The sequence below is a fragment of the Nocardia coubleae NBRC 108252 genome, from assembly GCF_001612805.1.
In the GTDB taxonomy this organism is placed as follows: Bacteria; Actinomycetota; Actinomycetes; order Mycobacteriales; family Mycobacteriaceae; genus Nocardia; species Nocardia coubleae.
The window spans coordinates 74,921-91,652 of the sequence record NZ_BDBD01000006.1; the positions used below are offsets into that span (position 1 = coordinate 74,921).

The 16,732-nt window shown below is 68.9% G+C and carries 14 protein-coding genes; 7 read left to right on the top strand and 7 right to left on the bottom strand.

Annotated elements, in window-relative coordinates; all coding sequences use genetic code 11:
* Positions 1-11 precede the first annotated feature (11 nt).
* The gene (locus NCO8_RS05625; RefSeq protein WP_067493177.1) at positions 12-797 is read right to left on the bottom strand and encodes an electron transfer flavoprotein subunit beta/FixA family protein; all 786 of its coding nucleotides are present in this window, start codon (positions 795-797) and stop codon (positions 12-14) included.
* A gap of 181 nt (positions 798-978) precedes the next feature.
* Between NCO8_RS05625 and NCO8_RS05630 the strand changes: the two genes are divergently transcribed.
* From NCO8_RS05630 to NCO8_RS05645, 4 genes are all read left to right on the top strand, one after another.
* Positions 979-1,767, top strand: coding sequence for a class I SAM-dependent methyltransferase (locus NCO8_RS05630; RefSeq protein WP_067636982.1), 789 nt, complete (start codon positions 979-981; stop codon positions 1,765-1,767).
* Positions 1,764-3,302 carry a 1,4-alpha-glucan branching protein domain-containing protein gene (locus NCO8_RS05635; RefSeq protein ID WP_067636984.1) on the top strand — a complete coding sequence of 513 codons (1,539 nt, stop codon included), beginning with the start codon at positions 1,764-1,766 and terminating at the stop codon, positions 3,300-3,302. The genes NCO8_RS05630 and NCO8_RS05635 overlap by 4 nt, the downstream gene beginning before the upstream one ends.
* Positions 3,299-4,552 (top strand): glycosyltransferase family 4 protein, encoded by a 1,254-nt coding sequence (locus NCO8_RS05640; protein ID WP_067493171.1) that lies wholly within the window; start codon positions 3,299-3,301, stop codon positions 4,550-4,552. The genes NCO8_RS05635 and NCO8_RS05640 overlap by 4 nt, the downstream gene beginning before the upstream one ends.
* 201 nt (positions 4,553-4,753) lie before the next feature.
* The gene (locus NCO8_RS05645) at positions 4,754-6,700 is read left to right on the top strand and encodes a TerD family protein (protein ID WP_067636986.1); all 1,947 of its coding nucleotides are present in this window, start codon (positions 4,754-4,756) and stop codon (positions 6,698-6,700) included.
* A 21-nt stretch (positions 6,701-6,721) separates the two neighbouring features.
* Here the strand turns inward: NCO8_RS05645 and NCO8_RS05650 are convergent, their stop codons facing one another.
* A complete protein-coding gene (locus tag NCO8_RS05650; protein ID WP_245655251.1) occupies positions 6,722-8,059 on the bottom strand; it encodes a putative glycoside hydrolase in 1,338 nt (445 codons plus the stop codon).
* Positions 8,060-8,175: 116 nt separating this feature from the next.
* Between NCO8_RS05650 and NCO8_RS05655 the strand changes: the two genes are divergently transcribed.
* Positions 8,176-9,183: a polysaccharide deacetylase family protein gene (locus NCO8_RS05655; protein ID WP_067636988.1), complete on the top strand. Its 1,008-nt coding sequence runs from the start codon at positions 8,176-8,178 to the stop codon at positions 9,181-9,183.
* A 1-nt stretch (position 9,184) separates the two neighbouring features.
* On the opposite strand, the gene NCO8_RS05660 is transcribed toward NCO8_RS05655, so the two are convergent.
* Entirely contained in the window at positions 9,185-10,477 is a 1,293-nt protein-coding gene (locus tag NCO8_RS05660; protein ID WP_067493164.1) for an outer membrane protein assembly factor BamB family protein, read from the bottom strand.
* Positions 10,478-10,630: 153 nt separating this feature from the next.
* Here NCO8_RS05660 and NCO8_RS05665 point away from each other — a divergent pair, with 153 nt between their 5' ends.
* The gene (locus NCO8_RS05665; protein ID WP_174550295.1) at positions 10,631-11,368 is read left to right on the top strand and encodes an acyltransferase; all 738 of its coding nucleotides are present in this window, start codon (positions 10,631-10,633) and stop codon (positions 11,366-11,368) included.
* 55 nt (positions 11,369-11,423) lie between these two features.
* Positions 11,424-11,963 (top strand): DUF1697 domain-containing protein, encoded by a 540-nt coding sequence (locus NCO8_RS05670; protein WP_084456617.1) that lies wholly within the window; start codon positions 11,424-11,426, stop codon positions 11,961-11,963.
* Positions 11,964-12,009: 46 nt separating this feature from the next.
* Here the strand turns inward: NCO8_RS05670 and NCO8_RS05675 are convergent, their stop codons facing one another.
* The 4 genes from NCO8_RS05675 to NCO8_RS05690 form a co-directional block, all read right to left on the bottom strand.
* Complete coding sequence (locus NCO8_RS05675; protein ID WP_067636990.1) at positions 12,010-13,335, bottom strand: THUMP-like domain-containing protein; 1,326 nt, start codon at positions 13,333-13,335, stop codon at positions 12,010-12,012.
* Positions 13,336-14,313: a class I SAM-dependent methyltransferase gene (locus NCO8_RS05680; RefSeq protein WP_067636992.1), complete on the bottom strand. Its 978-nt coding sequence runs from the start codon at positions 14,311-14,313 to the stop codon at positions 13,336-13,338.
* A gap of 87 nt (positions 14,314-14,400) precedes the next feature.
* Positions 14,401-15,177 (bottom strand): enoyl-CoA hydratase-related protein, encoded by a 777-nt coding sequence (locus NCO8_RS05685; RefSeq protein ID WP_067636994.1) that lies wholly within the window; start codon positions 15,175-15,177, stop codon positions 14,401-14,403.
* Between the two features lie 10 nt (positions 15,178-15,187).
* Positions 15,188-15,994: an NUDIX hydrolase gene (locus NCO8_RS05690; protein WP_067636996.1), complete on the bottom strand. Its 807-nt coding sequence runs from the start codon at positions 15,992-15,994 to the stop codon at positions 15,188-15,190.
* Positions 15,995-16,732 lie beyond the last annotated feature (738 nt).

The window sequence follows — 16,732 nt, forward strand, 5'->3', positions numbered from 1 at the left end:
GACGGTCCGGATCAGATGATCTTCTGGCCGATGAGGTAGGTGGCGATCTGGTTGCCGCCCTCGCCCTCGTCCGCGATCTTCTCGCCCGCGGTGCGAGCGGGCTTCGGGGTGGCGGCGGTGACCGCGGTGCCCGCGTTGGCCACACCGACGGTCGACGGGTCGATGCCCAGGTCGGCGAGGGTGAAGACCTGAACTTCCTTCTTCTTCGCGGCCATGATGCCCTTGAAGGACGGGAAGCGCGGCTCGTTGATCTTCTCGTTCACCGAGACGATCGCGGGCAGGGTGGCCTCGAGCTTGAACACACCCTCGTCGGTCTCGCGCTCGCCGGTGATCTTGTCGCCGTCGACGGTGAGCTTGCGCAGGTGGGTGAGCTGCGGGATGCCGAGGTACTCGGCGATGATCGCCGGGACCGCACCCGCGCGGCCGTCGGTGGACTCGTTGCCGGCGATGACCAGCTCGACGCCCTCGACCTGGCCGAGCGCACCGGCGAGCACCCAGGCGGTCTGCACGGCGTCGGAGCCGTGGATCGCGGGGTCGTTGATGTGGATGGCCTTGTCGGCACCCATGGACAGCGCCTTGCGGATGGCCTCGGTGGCGCGATCCGGACCGGCGGCCAGCACGGTGACCTCGCCGCCCTGGGCCTCCTTGATCAGCAGCGCTTCCTCGACGGCGCGCTCGTTGATCTCGTCGAGGACGGCGTCGGCGGCCTCACGGTCGAGGGTGTAGTCACCATCGGTCAGCTTGCGCTCGGACCAGGTGTCGGGGACCTGCTTGATGAGTACGACGATGTTCGGCATCGGTCTTCGTCGACCTCCTTCTGGGTTACACGTGAGTGGTGGGCCGCACGAGCTGGGCCGTACGTCCGTGTGGGTGCTCAGAGGGGAACAGTACCCTACGCTAAGTTACCGGTGGGTAACCTACTTGCGCAACAGGTCCCTGGCTCAGGAGCGGACCATCGGTACCAGTAACGTCGAGGCCATGAGCGAGGCTGTGATCCCTGCCGCACCGGTGGACGCAACACATGACCCACTGCCGCTGACCGGTGAGCGGACGGTGCCGGGTATCGCCGAGGAGAACTACTGGTTCCGTCGGCACGAGATCGCCTACGCCCGGCTGCTGGAGCACTGCGCGGGCAAGACCGTGCTCGAGGCGGGCTCGGGCGAGGGCTACGGCGCCGACATGATCGCCGGGGTCGCCCAGCGGGTGATCGGCGTGGACTACGACGAGGGTGCCGTCGCGCACGTGCGCGCGCGCTACCCGCGCGTGGAGATGATCCAGGGCAATCTCGCCGACCTCCCGCTCGACGACGAATCGGTCGACGTGGTGGTGAACTTCCAGGTCATCGAGCATCTGTGGGACCAGGCTCAGTTCCTGCGCGAATGCCTGCGCGTGTTGCGCCCGGGCGGACGGCTGCTCATCAGCACCCCGAACCGCATCACCTTCTCCCCCGGTCGCGACACCCCGCTCAACCCGTTCCACACGCGCGAACTCAACGCAGCCGAACTCACCGAGCTGCTGGTCGAGGCCGGTTTCACGGTGTCGCGGATGCTCGGCGTGCACCACGGCGAGGCCCTGAAAGCGCTGGACGCCAAGCACGGTGGGTCGTTCATCGACGCCCAGATCGAGCGCGCCCTCGCCGGTGAGCCCTGGCCCGCCGACCTCACCGCCGACGTCGCCGCCGTGACCATCGACGATTTCGACCTGCGTGAAGGCGATATCGATGCCAGCCTGGACCTGGTCGCGATCGCCGAGAAGGCAAGGCGTTGACAGATTCTCGCTCCGTCCCGGGCCAGTTCACGCTGGTCCTGCACTCGCATCTGCCCTGGCTGGCCCATCACGGGCGCTGGCCGGTGGGTGAGGAATGGCTGTACCAGTCCTGGGCCGCGTCCTATCTTCCCCTGGTCCGGGTGCTGAAAACCCTTGCCGCCGAAGGTCGCTCACATTTGCTGAGCCTGGGGATCACCCCCGTTCTCGCCGCCCAGCTCGACGACCCGCACTGCCTGGCGGGCATGCATCACTGGCTCGGCAACTGGCAGTTGCGCGCCGACGAGGCATCCATGGCGGGCAATGTGGCGCTCGGCAGGCACGAACATCGGCTCGCCGCAACGGCTCTCGCCGATTTCGAGCAGGACTGGCGGCACGGCAGCGCGCCGGTCTGGCGTTCGCTGATCGATGCCGACGCCATCGAACTGCTCGGCGGTCCGCTCGCGCATCCCTTCCAGCCGCTGCTCGACCCGCGCCTGCGTCAGTACCAGCTGACCGAAGGCCTCGCCGACGCGCGGTTGCGCTGGGGCACCACCCCCACGGGAATCTGGGCGCCGGAATGCGGTTACACGCCGGGCATGGAACTCGGCTACGACGCCGCCGGTGTGACGCATTTCATGGTCGACGGACCGTCGCTGCGCGGCGACACCAGCCTCGGCAGGCCGGTGCGCGACGCCGATGTGGTCGCCTTCGGTCGCGATCTGCAGGTGAGTTACCGCGTGTGGTCGCCCAAACAGGGTTATCCGGGGCAGAGCGCGTACCGCGATTTCCACCACTACGACCATGCGACGGGACTCAAGCCGTCGCGGGTCACCGGCAAAACGGTGGCCGGTCCTGACAAGGCCCCTTACGATCCCGAACTCGCCGCCGAGGCCGTCACCCGCGATGTCGCCGACTTCGTCGAGACCGTGCGCGCGCGGCTGATCGAGGAGTCCGAACGGATCGGCAGGCCCGCGCTCGTGGTCGCCGCGTTCGACACCGAACTGTTCGGCCACTGGTGGCACGAGGGACCGCAGTGGCTCGAGCAGGTGCTGCGCGCGTTGCCCGAGGCCGGGGTCACCGTCGGCACCCTCGCCGATGCCAGGGCGAACGGGTTCGTGGGCGAACCCGTGCAGCTCAACGACTCGTCGTGGGGTTCAGGCAAGGACTGGCGGGTGTGGGCGGGCGATCAGGTGGCCGACCTCGTCGAGCTCAATGCCGACGTGGTTCGGCTGGCGCTGGACACCCTCGACAAGGTGCGCCGCGACGGTGCGTTGCGCGATCCGGTCGCCGACCAATTGCTGCGCGAAGCGATCCTCACGGTGTCCAGCGACTGGGCGTTCATGGTGAGCAAGGACTCCGCCGCGGGCTACGCGCGCGACCGCGCCCACGAACACGCGCATGCGGTGCGGGAACTCGCGGAGGCGATCGGGGCCGGTCAGTTCGCCAAAGCGACCCGTCTCGCGGCAGGATGGAGCGCGGCCGACGGACTCTTCCCAGGTCTGGACGCACGGCGGTTGCCGACCGCCGTCCCGTCGGTCGCCGAAGGATCGTCATGAAGATTTTGATGGTGTCGTGGGAGTACCCGCCGGTCGTGGTCGGTGGGCTCGGTCGGCATGTGCATCACCTGGCCGTCGAACTGGCCGCGGCCGGGCACGAAGTGGTTGTGCTCGCCCGCAGGCCGACCGGCACCGATTCGCTCACCCACCCGACCCATTCCTATATCGCCGACGGTGTTCTCGTCGTCGCGGTCGCCGAGGACCCGCCGTGCTTCGACTTCGGCGAGGACATGCTCGCCTGGACGCTGGCGATGGGGCACGCGATGGTGCGCGCGGGCGTCGCGCTCGGCAAACCCGGCGTCGGTGACGGCTGGACGCCCGATGTGGTGCACGCCCACGACTGGCTCGTCGCCCACCCGGCGATCGCGCTGGCCGAGTTCTACGACGTGCCGCTGGTGTCGACCATTCACGCCACCGAGGCCGGGCGCCACAGCGGCTGGGTGTCGGGGCGGGTGAACCGGCAGGTGCATTCGGTGGAGTGGTGGCTCGCCAACGAATCCGATCAGCTCATCACCTGCTCGACGTCCATGCAGGACGAGGTGGAGCGGCTCTACGGGCCCGAACTTCCCCCGATCACGGTGATCCGCAACGGTATCGACGTCACGTCGTGGACGTTCCGGCCGCGCGCACCCCGTTCCGGACCGCCCCGGCTGCTGTATGTGGGCAGGCTCGAGTACGAGAAGGGTGTGCAGGACGCGATCGCCGCGCTGCCGAGGATCCGGCGCGCGCATCCCGGAACCACCCTCACCGTCGCCGGGATCGGCACTCAGTTCGACTGGCTGCGCGAACGTGCTCGCGTGCACCGGGTGGCGCGCGCCGTCAACTTCGTCGGCAATCTCGGCCACACCGAACTGCTCGGCTGGTTGCACGGCGCCGACGCCATCGTCCTGCCCAGCCGCTACGAACCGTTCGGCATCGTCGCCCTCGAGGCGGCCGCCGCCGGCGTACCCCTGATCGCCTCCACCGCGGGCGGACTCGGCGAAGCGGTGATCGACGGCGTCACCGGCGCCTCCTTCGCCCCCGCCGACATCGACGGCCTGGTCGACGCCACCCGCGCCGTCCTCGACGACCCGCTCACCGCCCAGGACCGCGCCTACACCGCCCGCGAACGCCTCACCGCCGACTTCGCCTGGGACGTGGTGGCCGCCGAAACCACCCAGGTCTACACCACGGCCAAGCGCCGGGTCCGCACCCCTCTCGGCCGCCCCACCATCCCCGAACGTCCTCTCCCGGAACGGGATCCGAAGTAGACGTCGCTTCGGCACGCACATGACGCCGACCGATTTCTAATGCGTTGAAGTTCTAAACGTGAGCTGTGTAACAGTTCGGGGTTCGCGGCCGACACCCTTCGGCCACCGCTGAATCGCGGTGTGCGGCAAGGGGGTCGGCGGCCGGTCGGCCGTATTCGCCTTGCGGTGATCGTCGTGCCGAGCCTCGAAGGGTGAGCTGCTGTGTCGTCTCCGCTGTTGTCCAAGGGCCAGAACATCGCATTACCGACGGATGTCGAACGCGTCGACATCGTCATCGGCTGGCCCGAGCCGACTGTCGAACTCGACGCCTCGGCACTCTTACTCGGCGCCGACCGCCGCGTCGCCTCCGATGCCGATTTCGTCTTCTACAACCAGCCCGAATCTCCCGAAGGCTCGGTCAGATTCCTCGGAACGAGCGTGACGGACGAAGGCCGGCAGGCCAGGATTTCGATCGACCTCTCCGCACTTCCCACCGGCATCCACACCGTCGCGCTGGCGGGTAGCGTCGGCACCGGCACCTTCGGCACACTCGGCAAGCTCGCCCTGCATGTGATCGACGCGGCGGGCCGCTCTCTCGCCGAATACGTGACTGCCGATGCCGACACCGAGTCGGCCTTCGTCTTCGGCGAGGTCTACCGCCGCGAAGGCGTCTGGAAGGTGCGCGCCGTCGGACAGGGCTGGGAATCCGGACTGGCCGGACTGGCAACGGATTTCGGTGTGTCGATCGACGACGACGAGCCAGCGGCCGAACCGGTTCACGACGCGCCCGCGACCACTGTCACCGAGCCGGCGCCCGCCGCCGCGCCCGCACGTGGTGTACGCACCGCCAAGCGGCCGGTGCGCAAGTCGAAGCCGATCGAGTTCCGCCAGGCCGAATCCGACGCCTGGCAGCCCGCCCGGCTGTTCTCGGTCTTCGGCATCGGCGCAGGCGAGGAACAGGAACGGCGTACCACTTCGGCGCTCGTCGCGACGATGCAGGCCGTGCGCCCCTTCGCGCGGGCGGTCTGCGCGAGGATGGGTGCACCGGTCGGTGCCTTCGAGGGTTATATCGAAGTGCAGTACGAGGCAGGCGATTCGACGGTGGTGCCCGATGCCGTGCTGCGGGTGAGCCGGGGCAGCAAGCAGTGGACCGGGTTGCTCGAGGTGAAGACCGGGAACGGCAAGCTCAGGAAAGACCAGCTCGAGAGCTATCTCGATGTCGCGCGACGCCGCAAGTACGACGTCGTGGTCAGCCTGTCCAACGATATCCCGGCCGGCCCGGGCGAACTGCCGGTCCAGGTCGACCGCCGCAAGCTGACGAAGGTCGCCCTGCGGCACCTGTCGTGGGCGGAGGTGGCGCACGAGGCACGCATGTTGCTCTCGCACGGCAGTATCGACGACCCGCTACAGACCTGGGTTCTCGGCGAGTTCCTGCGTTACCTCGACCATCCCCGTTCCGGCGCGGCGGAATTCGTCGACATGGGCAGGCACTGGGTCGTCGTGCGGGACGCGGTCATGGCGGGCACGTTGCGCGCGGGCGATCAGAAGGCGCTGACCGTCGCCGATACCTGGGTCTCGCTGTGCAGGCATCTCGCGTTGCGGCTCACCGCCGAACTCGGCGTCGAGGTCAAACACATTCTGCCGCGCAAGTTCCATACCGATCCGGCAGCCAGGGCCGCGGCCGTCGCCGAACGGTTGGCCGCCGACGGCTGCTTCGAGGCGGTACTGCGCATCCCCGACACCGTCGGCGATCTTACGGTGGTCGCCGACGTGCGCACCAACAAGGTGCGCTGCCGCATCGCGATGGCCGCCCCCGACGAAGGCACCTCGGCGCGCCGGGTGTCCTGGTTGATCAAGCAGCTCGCCGAGGCACCGGGCCGGGTGCAGGTGGAGGCCGTGTTCTCCGAACGCGGCACCGAGAGCTGCGAACTGCTCGACGTCGTACGGGCGAACCCGAAGTCGCTCATCGAGGGACGAACCGGCTCGATCGTGTCGTTCACACTCGAACAGAGCTTCCCGATGGGCAACCGTCGCGCCGGAACCGCGGCGAGCTTCATCTCGAGCGTCACCTCCGCGACCGACACCTTCTACGGGACAGTGGTTCAGCCGCTGCGCGAATGGGTTCCCGCCGCGCCACGGCAAGCCGATATCGGTCAGGCCGAGGCTTGATCCGACGTCGTCGACCCGCTGTCACGCCGGGTGGATCCCACCTCCGTGATAGCGGGTCGCGGCGTTCCAGAAGAAGAACCCGTCGATACCGGCGGCGCGGGTGGCGTCGATCTGGGCTTTGACTTCGGCGTCGCCATAGGTGACGCCGAGGGAGAAGTCCTGGAGCCAGGGGATGACGCCTGCGTTGGTGCCCTTGGTCTGGGTGATGAAGTCCTGGAGGGAGCGGTAGACGATGTCGTAGGGCTGGGCGTTGGGGTTGGCGACGCCGTATTCGCCGGGGTTCCAGTGGGAGGGGTAGATCATGGGGGCGACGAAGTCGACGTGGCGGGCGATGAGGGGGATGTCCTGGGCGATCTGGTCGGGGCGGGTGGAGGCGATGCCGTAGACGGCGGCGCTCTGGTGGGCGCCCGCGCTGTTCACCGGGTGCCTGCTCTCGGCGAGGAAGGCCGCGATCGCCACCGACGGCGTGTCGGTGAGGCCGGTGAAGGTCATGCTCGTGAGGCTGCCGTCGGGACGGCGGACGTAGTCGTACATGATGCCGTCGAACCCGAGCCGCGCGCCTTCCACGGCCAGGTCGATGTTGTAGCGGCGCACGTCGGGATGGGCGAAATTGGTGAAGGCGATCGGCCCGTAATGGCTGGAATACGGTTGGCCGGAAGGGTTCTGGACCACCCAGTCGTTGCGCCCGCTGTGCCACGCCCACGATGCCAGAGTCGGATCGCGGAACGCGACGATACGCCCGACCACCTGCACACCCATGTCGTGCAACTGCCGAATCGCGGCGGGCGCGTCGTAGATGTTCGTGGCGGCACCGGACTCCCGGGCGAGCGGCACCTGCGAGTCGTAGCCGACAACGCCGTCCTCGTCCTTGATGTCGAGCTGCACGGTGTCGATGCGTCCCTGGCGCGCGAGGTCGAGGACGGATTCACGCAGCCCGTCGTGCGACCAGGCGTGTGCGGTGACGTGCACCGCCCGCATCCTCGGCAGGGTCCGCGCGGTGACGACGGTGCTGCTGGCCGAGTTGCCTGCGTCGTCGGCCGCGACCACGTCGAAGGCGGGCGCCCACGGCACCGCGAACTCGAACGACCCGTCTTCGGCGGGTGTCACCGATTCCGCGCCGATGGAGACCCGAACGGCGTCGACGGCGGTGCCGCGCACCATCACCGGCGACCGGTACGACGTCACCGGGTCGGCGGGGTTCACAGTCAGCGTCGGTGGCGTGGTGTCGGCGAGCGGCACCACGGCCGATCTACTCAACGCGAATCCGGCCACGAGCGCGACCACGACGATCGCCAGGCCGACTCCGACGACGGTGCTCGTCCACCGCCACCGGACGGCCGAACGGAATGAGAACCCCAACGCCAACACCGCCTTCCAATACTGTTGACACGCCAACTATTTCGCGGTTCCGACACGGATGTGGCGGGTATCGGTAGATCAACTGTAAACCGAGGCCGCCGCGTAATATCGCATTGATGACAGGTGGTTCTCCTGCACTTTCGCGACTTCTGCCGATCCTCGCGCTGACCACCGCCCTCGCGGCGTGCACGGACACGAGCACCGAAGCGGCCTCGGTCGACCCACCCGCCGCCCACAGCACCACGGCGGCACCCCCGAACCCGGCCGAAGTCGGCGCCAACGAGCTCGGTCTCGTTCCGGTGTTGATGTATCACCAGATTTCGGCGAACCCGGCGGGCGAATACGACCAGACCCCAGCCGAATTCCGCGACGAACTCGAACGCCTCTACCGCGAGGGCTACCGCCCGGTGACCGCCGCCGACTATGTGTCCGGCCGCCTCGACCTCCCCGCGGGCACCCACCCGGTGGTCCTCACCTTCGACGATTCGACCACCAGCCAGCTCGCCTTCACCGACTCCGGCGCCGTCGCACCCGACAGCGCCGCAGGCATCCTCGCCGAATTCGGCGCGCGCTACCCCGATTTCCGCCCGGTCGCCACCTTCTACGTGAACAACGAACCGTTCCAAGGCGATCCGCGCGCCCTGCCCTGGCTGGCGGCCAACGGTCACGAGATCGGCGCCCACACGGCCACGCACCCGAACCTGTCGACGCTGGACGACAACAGCGTGCAACGCGAGTTCGCCGAGAACGTGCGCGCGGTGACGGCCGCCGCGCCGGGCGCCACCGTGCGGACGATGGCGCTACCCCTCGGCATCCACCCCGACAACCGGTCCCTGACCACAGCGGGCAGCTGGGACGGCACCGCCTACACCTTCGACGCCGTGATGCTCGTCGGCTCGAATCCGGCCCCGGCGCCCTACGCCGGGCTCGACCCGGCCGGTGTGCCACGCATCCGTTCCGGCCGAGGTGCGGTGCCCTTCGACTCGGCCCATTGGCTCGATCACCTCGCCGCCCACCCCGACCAGCGCTACACCGCCGACGGCGACCCCACGCGCGTCTCGTTCCCCCGCGCCCTCGCCGGCGAGCTGAACCCGCGCTTCACCGCGCAGGCGAACCCGTACTGAGCTACGCGTCCGGGGTGAAGGTGAAGATCTCGCCGAGGCGGGTGGCGACGACGACCTGACCCTCGGGCCCGATCGAGGTACCGGTGGTGGTGCCGGTGGCGTTCGGCAGCGGATCGGAGTCGATCGTGGTGCCGGTGGTGGTGTCGAAGGTGATGAGGTTCAGGCCCGCGCCGATGGCGGCGACCGTGTAGCCGATCTCGCCCGAGGTCAGGGCGGGGGTGCCGCGCTGGGCCAGGTCCTTGCGTTCCCAGGCACGGTCGGCGCGGTCGCCGTGATCGCGGATGGCGGCCAGGTAGCCGTCGTCGCCGGACGGGAGGATCAGGTCGTCGACCAGGGCGATGCGGCCGCGCGGGGTCCAGCCGAGTGCGTGGGTCCAGCGGGTGCTGCCGTCCTCGGTGTTCACCGCGATCAGGCGGCCGCTGTTGTCGCCGACGTACACCGTGGCGCCGTCGGCCGACAGGGCCGGGCTGGTCGCGCTGCCGTCGGTGAGCATGTCGGCGCTCCACAGCTGCGTCACAGTGCCGTCGGCGTAGGACATCGCCCGCAGCGAGGCCATCGGCTTGCCCGGTTCCCACACGGTGACGAAGAAACGGCCGGTCTCGGGGTCGACGGCGGTGGTGTTGGCGACCGCGCAGCGCGGGCCACCGACCTGGCAGTCGTCGAGGCCGTCACCGGAGGCGGGGCGGGTCAGGCCGGGGTACTTCAGGAAGTCGGGTTCGCCGAGCAGCTGCAGGGTCGGCACCTCGCGTTCGCCGGTCTGGCGGCTGAGCACGTCGACCTGGCCGGACTGGGTCACCGTGAGCACGCGGCCGTCACCGGTGAACTGGATCGCCACCGGCACCCCGGCGACGGGGGTGCGCCAACGCGGCTGACCGAGGTAGTTGAACGAATTCACCGCGCCGTCGTCGCCGACGTAGACATTGTTGATGCCGTCGACCACGGTGGGCGCCTCGATCGTCGACGGACCGAGCGGGTTGCAGAACCGTTTGCGGCCTGTCTGCATCTGATAGGAGAACACCGCGCAGTTGCCGGTGCTTGTGGTGACGAACAGCTGACCCTCGCCGCCGATCGTCACCGGCTGGGCGATCGGCCCACCCACCGGCCGCGACCAGCTCAACGTCATCGCCGACGCACCGCTCACCGGGCTCGCGGCGCTGTTGCGGCCGTCGTGATGGGCTGCGGGCCAACCCTTTCCGGAGCCGACGGTGATGTCGTCCACATCGGTGCCGCAACCGGCCAGCGCCACCACACCGGCGGCAGCGAGCGAGGCGGCGACGCGAGTCCGAGTTCGCACCTGCTGATCTCCTGGGTAATCGGGCCGAGGATCGGGGTATGGCACGGTAAGTGTGCCCTGCGAAAGTACTCTGTGTACCCGATGACCGAATCCCCGGGGCTCACCCGGTGGACGCCGTCGAGGTCGGAAGAGGGAGAGTAGTTCGTGACGAGCATGTGGGGCGCGCCGCTGAGCGCGCGCTGGCGTGGATCACGCCGCCGCGATCCGCAGCAGGCGCGTTTTCTGACCAGGGATTCGTTGCGCTGGGTGCTCGCCAATCGCGCCTACACCCCCTGGTACCTCGTGCGTTATTACCGCCTGTTCAAATTCCGGCTCACCAATCCACACATCGTGCTGCGCGGAATGGTGTTCCTCGGCCGCAATGTGGAAATCCACGCCACCCCCGAATTGGCGCGCATGGAAATCGGGCGCTGGGTACATATCGGTGACGGCAACGCCATCCGCTGCCACGAGGGTTCGCTGCGCATCGGCGACAAGGTCGTGTTCGGCAAGGACAACGTGGTCAACACCTACCTCGACATCGAGATCGGTGAGTCGACGCTGGTCGCCGACTGGTGCTACATCTGCGACTTCGACCACAAGATGGACGACATCACGCTGCCCATCAAGGACCAGGGCATCGTGAAGAGCCCCGTGCGGATCGGCCCCGACACCTGGATCGCCGCGAAGGTGACCGTCCTGCGCGACACCCGGGTGGGCCGCGGCTGCGTGCTCGGCGCGCACGCGGTGGTGCGCGGCGACGTTCCCGACTACAGCATCGCCGTCGGCGCGCCCGCCAAGGTCGTGAAGAACCGCAAGGTGGCCTGGGACGCCGGTGCCGCCGAACGAGAGGCCTACCTGGCGGCGCTGGCCGATATCGAACGGAAGAAGAACGCGGGCGCCCAAGCCTGAACGACACTCCGCCGACAGGACCGTTCCTGTCGGTGACGGTCGGTACGGTCGCGACGTGGACAGTTATGCGGCGCTGCTGCGCGGGATCATGCCGACCAACCCGAACATGCGCAACGACAAGTTGCGCGGGGTTTTCGAAGGGCTCGGTTTCGAGGGCGTCGCGACGGTGCTGAGCAGCGGCAACGTGGTGTTCCGCACCGACGACGACCGCGGCGATCTCGAAGACCGCATTCAGCAGGCGCTCGCGACCGAGCTCGGTATCCCCGGCGGCACCATCGTGCGCTGCCACCCCGAACTGCGTGCGCTGCTCGATCGCGACCCGTTCGAGGGCCTCACCCACGAGCGCGGTTCCTATCTCACCGTCACCTTCTTCAAACACACCATGCGCGAAGCCGATACGTCCGCGTTCACCGACGACCCGCTCACCCGCGTCATCGGCTACGACCCCGGCGCACGAGCGTTCCTCACCGTGATCGACAACAGCACCGGCAAGACGCCCGATTTCATGGCCCGGCTGGAGAAGACCTACGGCAAGGACATCACCACGCGCACCTGGCTCACCGTGCAGCGCGTGGTGAAGAAGATGGAGGCCTGATTCGGGCGAACCGCACCGAGTCGTGGCCCCGTAGCGGTGCGGTGTGTCAGGAAAGCTGGGCCGCCTGTGCGGTGCAGAGGAAAACTGTGGCGTTGCGGCCTATTCGGGTGACAACCAGGGTGAAGGGCCGGTTGCCGCGAAGTTTGAGCTTCTTGCGCAAGGCATCCGGATCGACGTCGACGCCTCGGACCAGGATTTCCAGGGCACCGCAGTCGCGGCGGGCCAGTTCCTGACGGAGGGTCTTCTCACGCAGATCGAAGCGGTCTTCGATGCGGAAGCCGCGCATGCCGGCGGGCACGGTATCGCCGGTGAGGTAGGCGATGTGCGGATCCAGCTGCCAGAGGCCGTGTTTCGCGGCGTAGTGGCGAACGAGACCAGCGCGAACGACGGCACCGTCGGGGTCGATGATCCACTCACCAGGCGCTTGTTCGGGAATGTCGTCGGGCTCGGCATCGGTGAGAGTTGTTGCGCCACCGCGAGAATCGAGGACAGTGGCGCGGCGGGTGATGCCGGGTTCGGTGAGGCCGGGCGACCACAGGCACGCTTCGCGCACGGCGCCGTCGAGGGAGACGATCTCGATCTCCCCGTCCCACCCGAGCCGGTCGAAGTCCAGGCCAGGCGCGGACTTCACGGCGATGTCGCGGCCCGCGTAGGCAGTGAGCAAGTCGGGCAGCGGGGGTTGGAGTTTGGCGGGGTCGTAGGTGCGGCGGCCGTCGGCTCGGCGAGCCGGATCGGCGATGACGACGGTGCCGCGGGTCGTCGGGACAAGGGCGTCGGCCTTGGCCAGCACAATGTTTCGGACACCGACCCGCATGATCGCTGCGGGTTGTCCGCCGCTGTCCGGCCCGCGATCAGCCACAGGCGGCGGTACGACACCGCCAGAATGAGTGCCACCACAGTCCGACGGGTACGCGCCGACTGATCCTGGCCCCGGCGTCGAGAGGGGGACGACCCCCAGATTGTGGGCGGCCATCGACAGCCGCACGTCGTCGAGATCGCTGCCGACCACCACGGGGCACACCATCGCCAACTCGGCCAGTTCCGCACCGATCGAGCACGTCACGTCGTGCACGGCACGGCCGGCCAACCGCGCGGCCCGATGCCGGGCGACGAGTGCGGGGGTGGCCTGTTGCAGCGCGTCGTCGGTGAACAGCCACTCCCCCGCCGCGGGCAGCTTCGCCAGCGCCTTGCGCCGCAACCGCACGGTCTCGATCAAGGCGGCACCGTGCTCGGGAAACGAGCGACGCACCTGCTCGATATCGCGCAGGTGCGTCGCCGCCGTCAGCTCCAGCCGGTCGACCTCGGCGAGCGCGGCACGTCCCGCCGCGCTGCCGAGGAAGGCGACATCGTCGCGGCCGAAGCGGTATCCCACCTACTTCTGCGCCGCGCCCGGCTTCACGCCGGTGATCATCGCGTTGTAGAAGAACTCGCGCGGAACCACCTTGCGCAGCACGTTCTCGTCGAACCAGCTCAGGCCGAGCCAGGCACGGTACTGGGCCATGCGGTACCCGACGGTCAGCTTCTCGTCGGGGACGGCCGCCTCGAACGTACGCACCGGCCAGCCCCACAGGGCGGCGGCGAATTCCTCGGTGGTGGCCTTCACGTCGACGGCACCGGCCGACTTCGCCATCTTCTCCAGGTCACTGGGGTCGAAGGTGTGCAGGTCGACGACGGCCTCGAGCGCGGCGGCGCGCGACGACTCGTCCAGCTCGGTCTGCGGACGACGCCACCCCGACAGGAACGGCAGCTTGGTGACCTCGGTGGTCACCTTCCAGGTGAGCTGACCGAGCTTGCGGGCGTAGAAGTTGCCCACGGTGGTCGGTTCACCGGCGAACACGAAACGCCCGCCCGGCTTGAGCACGCGCAGGCATTCCTTCAGCGCCAGCTCCACATCCGGGATGTGGTGCAGCACGGCGTGCCCGCACACCAGGTCGAAGGTGTCGTCCTCGTAGGGGATGGTCTCGGCGTCGGCGACCCGGCCGTCCACGTCGAGGCCGAGGTGCTCGGCGTTGCGCAGTGCCACCTTCACCATGCCCGGCGAGAGGTCGGTGACCGAACCGGTCTTGGCCACCCCGCCCTGCATCAGGTTGAGCAGGAAGAACCCCGTGCCACAGCCGAGTTCGAGCGCCCGCTCGTACGGCAGCGGGGCGGGGCCGACCGCCAGGTCGAAGCGGCCGCGGGCATAGTCGATACAGCGCTCGTCGTAGGAGATCGACCACTTGTCGTCGTAGGTCTCGGCTTCCCAGTCGTGGTACAGAACCTGGGCGAGCTTGGTGTCCTTCAGCGCTGCTTCGACCTCGGCCTCGGTGGCGTGCGGGTTCGGCGCCGGATCATCGGGGTGAACCGTCATAACACGCAAGAGTAATAGGAGACCCTCAGCACGCAATCGCCGGTCTTGTTTCGCGTCATTCCTGCTGGTCGACTGACCGGTCCAGAGTCAGCGTCCGGTGAATACGGCGCTGTTCGGGCCGTCGGCGGCGAAGGATCGGGTGCCGGTGCGGGTGTCGTCGGTGTCGAAGAGGGCCGACCACTCGGTGACGGCGGTCGAGTGGGCGTGGGGGCCCGCTTCGAAGACGGCTTTGGCGGCGGCGAGGGCGCGGGGGGCGGCCGTGACGAACTGGTCGGCCCAGCGGCGGGCGGCGGTGAGCACGTCGTCGGGGGGGCACACTTCGTCGACCAGGCCGAGTGTCGCGGCTTCCTCGGCGTCGACGAAACGGCCGGTGTAGACGAGGTCCTTGGCACGGCTCTGGCCGATCAGCAGCGAGAGCCTGCGGATACCGGACAGCGGGATCAGACCGGCCTTGATCTGGGGGAAACCGAGCTTCACGTTGTCGCCGACGATGCGGTGGTCGGCGCCGAGCGCCAGCTCGAGTCCCGCACCGAGGCAATAGCCGGCAATGGCGGCCACGGTCGGTTGCGGCACGCGGGTGAGGCAGCCGAGGGCGGCCTGCAGGTCGGCGGCCATGGCGGCGGCCTGGCCGGAGTCGAGCTCGGCGAGCTCACGCATCTCGTCGCCCGCGCTGAACACCCGCTCGTCGCCGTAGACGATCAGGGCGGCCACCCCCGGGTGGTCGGCGACCGTGCGCGCGGCCGCCGCGACCTCGCGGGCCAGCTGGGCGTCGACGAGGTTCAGCGGCGGACGATCGATGCGCAGCAGCGCGACGCCGCGAGCGGAGGGCTCGGCGGGCAGCTCGAGGGTGACGAATTCGGCCATGGCGCCAAACCTACCGGCCGCGCAGCGCGTCCACGTCCGGGAGCTGGTCGAAATACCGTTCGTTGTCGGGAAAGTCCGACAGCGGACGACCGTCGGCGCCCGGCGAGTACCTCGGCATGATCGGCGCGATCGGCCGCTGGGCGGCCAACACCGCGGCGGTGTCGGCGAACTCGCACAGGGCGTCGAGTTGCGACCAGGTGGGCGGCATCAGCACGTGCTCGCCCGCACGCCAGCTCTCGAGCGCCTCGACCGGTGTCTGCCAGCGCACGTGCGCGGCCTCGGAGGTCGCACCGTCGGCGATCTGCCCCTCCGGCAGCACCGCCACGAAGAACCGGGTGTCGTAGCGGCGCGGTTCGGCCTCGGGCGTGATCCAGTTCGACCACGGACGCAGCAGATCGGCGCGCAGCACCAGGCCCTCGGCGGCCAGGAAGCCCGCGAGCGAGATCTCGCGCCGCTCCAGCCGACCACGGGCCTCCCGGTAGACCGTCGAATCGCACACCACGGTGTCGACGGTCGGGCCGGCGAGCAACACACCGCACTCCTCGAACGTCTCGCGCACCGCCGCGGCCACCAGCGCCTGCGCGGACTGCTCGTCGGTGCCGAATCGCTGTGCCCACCAGGCGGGTTCGGGCCCGGTCCAGGCGATGTCGGCCGTGCCGTCGGCCGGATCGACCCCGCCGCCCGGGAACACGGTGACCCCCGCCGCGAACGCCATCCCGCTCACCCGCTGCTGCAGGAAAACCTCGATGCCGCGCACACCGTCGCGCACCAGCATCACCGTCGACGCATCCCGCGCCCGCACCACGGACTCGCTCATAGCCGTTCCTCTCCACGACCAGCACCATTGCCGATCGATACGCGACAGACCCCGACCACACCGCACGGCCGGTCCCCGATCCTTACGCACCCTAACCGTTGCTTGGTCCGTGATGCGACCGACCGGTCCACCCACCGGTCCACCCCGAGCAACCGACCCGAAGCCACCCTCACCACCGGGTCCGCTCCAACAACAGCCCAAACCCGCTCCCGGTGTGCCACCTACCAGGCTCCTCAGCCCCCCGGCACCACTCAAGTCAGCCACCCACCAGCATCACTCGAGTCCGCCATCCACCGGGCTCCCACAGCCCGCCCGACGCCATTCGAGTTCGCCGCCTACCGGGCTCCCAGCCCACAAAACACCACTCGAGCCCACCACCCACGGGTCTCCCGCTGCCCGCCCGGCACTACCCGAGTCCGCCACCCACCAGGCTCCCAGCCCACAAAACACCACCCGAGTCCGCAGCCTGCCGCACTCCCAGCCAAGCGGCACCACCCGAGTCCGCCACCTACCGCACTCCCAGCCAAAGCGACACCACCCGAGTCCGCCACCTACCGCACTCCCAGCCAAAGCGACACCACCCGAGTCCGCCACCTACCGCACTCCCAGCCAAAGCGGCACCACTCAAGTCCACCGCCTACCGCACTCCAGCCCGCACGGCACCACTCGAGTCCACCGCCTACCGCACATCCAGCCCCGCGGCACTACTCAAGTCCGCCACCTACCGCCTTCCAGCCG

Bases quoted from the DNA above. Each gene is read 5' to 3' on its own strand.
- NCO8_RS05685 (WP_067636994.1), bottom strand. From the start codon at position 15,177: ATGGCCGAATTCGTCACCCTCGAGCTGCCCGCCGAGCCCTCCGCTCGC.
- NCO8_RS05690 (WP_067636996.1), bottom strand. From the start codon at position 15,994: ATGAGCGAGTCCGTGGTGCGGGCGCGGGATGCGTCGACGGTGATGCTG.
- NCO8_RS05665 (WP_174550295.1), top strand. From the start codon at position 10,631: ATGTGGGGCGCGCCGCTGAGCGCGCGCTGGCGTGGATCACGCCGCCGC.
- NCO8_RS05640 (WP_067493171.1), top strand. From the start codon at position 3,299: ATGAAGATTTTGATGGTGTCGTGGGAGTACCCGCCGGTCGTGGTCGGT.
- NCO8_RS05655 (WP_067636988.1), top strand. From the start codon at position 8,176: ATGACAGGTGGTTCTCCTGCACTTTCGCGACTTCTGCCGATCCTCGCG.
- NCO8_RS05630 (WP_067636982.1), top strand. From the start codon at position 979: ATGAGCGAGGCTGTGATCCCTGCCGCACCGGTGGACGCAACACATGAC.
- NCO8_RS05625 (WP_067493177.1), bottom strand. From the start codon at position 797: ATGCCGAACATCGTCGTACTCATCAAGCAGGTCCCCGACACCTGGTCC.
- NCO8_RS05680 (WP_067636992.1), bottom strand. From the start codon at position 14,313: ATGACGGTTCACCCCGATGATCCGGCGCCGAACCCGCACGCCACCGAG.